At 55.9% G+C, this 2,879-nt stretch carries 5 protein-coding genes; 1 reads left to right on the forward strand and 4 read right to left on the reverse strand.

Annotation, left to right across the window (positions count from 1 at the left end):
* Positions 1-345: 345 nt before the first annotated feature.
* A complete protein-coding gene (locus WCI03_15175) occupies positions 346-1,164 on the forward strand; it encodes a phosphoribosyltransferase (GenBank protein ID MEI8141193.1) in 819 nt (272 codons plus the stop codon).
* Positions 1,165-1,298: 134 nt separating this feature from the next.
* Here WCI03_15175 and WCI03_15180 read toward each other — a convergent pair whose 3' ends face one another.
* The 4 genes from WCI03_15180 to WCI03_15195 form a co-directional block, all read right to left on the reverse strand.
* A complete protein-coding gene (locus WCI03_15180) occupies positions 1,299-1,493 on the reverse strand; it encodes a hypothetical protein (GenBank protein ID MEI8141194.1) in 195 nt (64 codons plus the stop codon).
* Positions 1,490-1,930, reverse strand: coding sequence for a sigma factor-like helix-turn-helix DNA-binding protein (locus WCI03_15185; GenBank protein ID MEI8141195.1), 441 nt, complete (start codon positions 1,928-1,930; stop codon positions 1,490-1,492). Before WCI03_15185 ends, WCI03_15180 begins: the two co-directional genes overlap by 4 nt.
* Complete coding sequence (locus tag WCI03_15190; protein ID MEI8141196.1) at positions 1,930-2,385, reverse strand: hypothetical protein; 456 nt, start codon at positions 2,383-2,385, stop codon at positions 1,930-1,932. Before WCI03_15190 ends, WCI03_15185 begins: the two co-directional genes overlap by 1 nt.
* 78 nt (positions 2,386-2,463) lie before the next feature.
* On the reverse strand, positions 2,464-2,879 hold a 416-nt coding region (locus WCI03_15195; GenBank protein MEI8141197.1), incomplete at its 5' end, for a DUF1376 domain-containing protein.

Consider the following 2,879-nt stretch of genomic DNA (forward strand, 5'->3'; position numbering starts at 1 on the left):
CCACTGGCTACTGCTCACTGCCTTATGGCTGAAACTTCGCTCATTGCATTCGAAGCCGCTACGCGGGTGGTAGCCAGTCTGTGACCCCCGTTTCTTCTGCGACCTGTCACGCCCCATCGGCGGGAGTCGCGCCAACATTAGGGAGTACCCGTCATGTTGTCACGCCTCCCGCTTCTCGATGGTTCGCGCCAGGTCGCACCGTTTCCTCGTTCCTTTCTTTGGCGTTTTCGCCCTGTCCTCCGCCCGGCGCCCCTCGCTTCAAATGCTAGCGAAAGCGAGGGTCACCGAACGGAGGGCAGGACAAAACAAATGAAAACGCCAAACAACAGAAAGGAACAAGGAAACATGAAAAACGGGGTCACAGTCAGGCAAATCTCTGAAATGAAAGCTCAGGTATCCGCCGTCGAGCTGGACAAAAGTGTGCATGCGCACACAACCATCGCGGCAATGCGCCGCCATCGCGACTTCACATCAGCAAAGGCAGGCAACACCATCGCCGCCCTGAATCTCGTCAGGGATCTTTCAAGACAGGAGCGCATCACACGCCTGGGCGAACAGCACCCCGGCGCTATGGTTGTTCCTGTTCTGGGAACAGAGCGCACGGGCATCAACATGCTTCCGCTTGCCTTCGCAAAGTTCATCGGCTCATTGGCAGGGCTCCAGATCGAAACCGGAATCGTGCAAATCAACAAAACGCATCACACGGATTCGGATGCCATGCATCGGCTCTTGAACCGTCCTGAGTTTTCCGGCACTGTTATCGCCGGTCAGGATTACATCGTCGTTGACGATGTCATCACGAGCGGTTCAACTGTTCAGGCCTTGCGCCTGTTCATCGAATCGCACGGGGGGAGGGTGGTTGCCTTCTCTGCCCTGGCCGGAAGTTTTTCAATCATCACAGGTTCATCTCTCGAAATCGATCTCACCAAGGAAACAATCAATGCCCTCGACACCAAATTCGGACTCAACGCCTTTGCCTCATTCATCCGCCAAGCCGGCATCGCCCAAACACCGGAAGAACTCACAAACAGTCAGGCCCGTTATCTCCTCTCCTTCGGAACTCTTAACAGCATCCGAACTCGAATTGCTCCGCAGCACCATCAGTTCAGCTTCCAAACAACTCGATCAACTCCTCAAAACCAAATGAACCTTGCCTTTGCCTGATCCGTCAGGCCAGAGCGCCCCCGCCGTGCTACGCACGGCGACGGGGCCCCACCTATTGTCTCCACGGAAATTGGGGCCCCCACCGCGTGTGCCACGCCGTGCCTGTTATTTCCTGAACGATATTTCACCAAAGTCTATGTAATTACTTCAGATTCAGTCGGTTTTGCCAAAAACCCGTTTTGCTCTTTTTTGACATCCAAGTGTAAGACGCCGTTCAATTTGCATCGAATCTCACGCAAACGTGCCCGCTTTGGGGCTGTTACGTCCCGAATCCAGATCAAAATCAACTCCTCTTCCCGCCGTAAGTCCTCAAGTGTTTGACGTTTCATTCTCTTTTATGCTCCGAGTTTTTTCTCCGTGATTGTTTAGCCGCCTTCTCGCCAAACAGTGCCGTCAGTGCCGGCCATTTCTTCATTGCCCGCCAGAGACGTACTTCGACGCCGGCGACGGTAATCCCTTGCAGCGCCGCAATGTCCTTAAATGACATTCCCGCGAATCGCCAGCACACGACATCCCTGATCTCTGGGGGCAGGCGCAGGAACTCCACCATTGCTTCCCTCATGACCGATATCGGCAAACGGTCTTCTGGTTCCTCGAAACTGAATTCCGGCTTCTGGGATGCGGTCTCCCGCTTCGCGTCGTACTCGAGCGTGAATTCCGAATACTCCTTCAGTTCGCACTTGAAGCATGGCGTCTTCTCAAACGGCACGCGCGCTAGTCTTCTTTTCTGTATCGCCTCACGATGCTCACACTTGTGACATTCCATTACCGTTCTCCTCTGCTGACCTGCCAACTGCCTGCTGACTTCTTTGCCCATACCCAGATGATCCAGGGGAATTCCACTTTTGCCTGATCAAAGGCGAGGCGTGCCCGTTGCTCACTCCCAAGGGCGTAGCCACCCTTGACTTCGTGGCACTCGATCTTTCCAGCGTCGTTGAAGACCACCCAGTCGGGGGTGTACCTGTGACCGTTCGCCATCCGGAAGGTCAGGGCTTCGTATCGGGCATCCATCCCGCGAAGCTGTGTCGCCCGGTAATCGGATTCCGTTTTGTTCGGCTCCCGCTGCCCACGCTTGCCGCGATCGGCGGCAGGGACAGGTGTCGGGGTAGGAGGCGACTCCGGAACGTTTATTCGGGATCCTGCCGGCTTGGCGTAACTCTCGAGCTGGGCTCGAGCTTGCGCTTGGAGACGGAGGGGGAGGTCTTCGATCTTAAAGCCCATGGTCTATCCTTTTCCGTCGGGGGGTTATCCTTACGTGTTACGCCTTTCGCGCCCCCCCCCGACTAATCAAACTCAATCTCAAAGCGATGTGACCCCGATCGGGTTGTGATCGGGTCGCGATCGGGGGGCGATCGGGGGGCGATTGCCACCCCATCGCCTTGCGTTTCCGATTTTTCCTGCCTGAGAACACATCTCTCGATAAGATTTCTGATCCGCGCGACATGACAGTAACTTGTCGTTATAGAGCCGCCCGTTTTCGGCTCTGAAGCACCGGAGGATCTTGGCTTTGTGTTTCGGCCAGTCCCCATAGCATCGTGACCACGCCGCCAGAATGTCGTCATCGTCGGGGAGGCCACAATCGTCTTCATTCCAGGCGCGGCACAGCAACAGCCAATAGGCCCCGAACTCGGCATTCGACATCGAGGCAACCCGGCCGCTCCCGAGCAGGTTGTTTACATAGCAGGGGAATGAAGGCGATTTCATCCTGTTGCCTC

It is taken from the genome of bacterium, assembly GCA_037143175.1.
GTDB lineage: Bacteria > Verrucomicrobiota > Kiritimatiellia > CAIKKV01 > CAITUY01 > JAABPW01.

Coding starts and splice junctions, on each gene's coding strand:
- WCI03_15175 (MEI8141193.1), top strand. CDS start 346: ATGAAAAACGGGGTCACAGTCAGGCAAATCTCTGAAATGAAAGCTCAG.
- WCI03_15180 (MEI8141194.1), bottom strand. CDS start 1,493: ATGAAACGTCAAACACTTGAGGACTTACGGCGGGAAGAGGAGTTGATT.
- WCI03_15185 (MEI8141195.1), bottom strand. CDS start 1,930: ATGGAATGTCACAAGTGTGAGCATCGTGAGGCGATACAGAAAAGAAGA.
- WCI03_15190 (MEI8141196.1), bottom strand. CDS start 2,385: ATGGGCTTTAAGATCGAAGACCTCCCCCTCCGTCTCCAAGCGCAAGCT.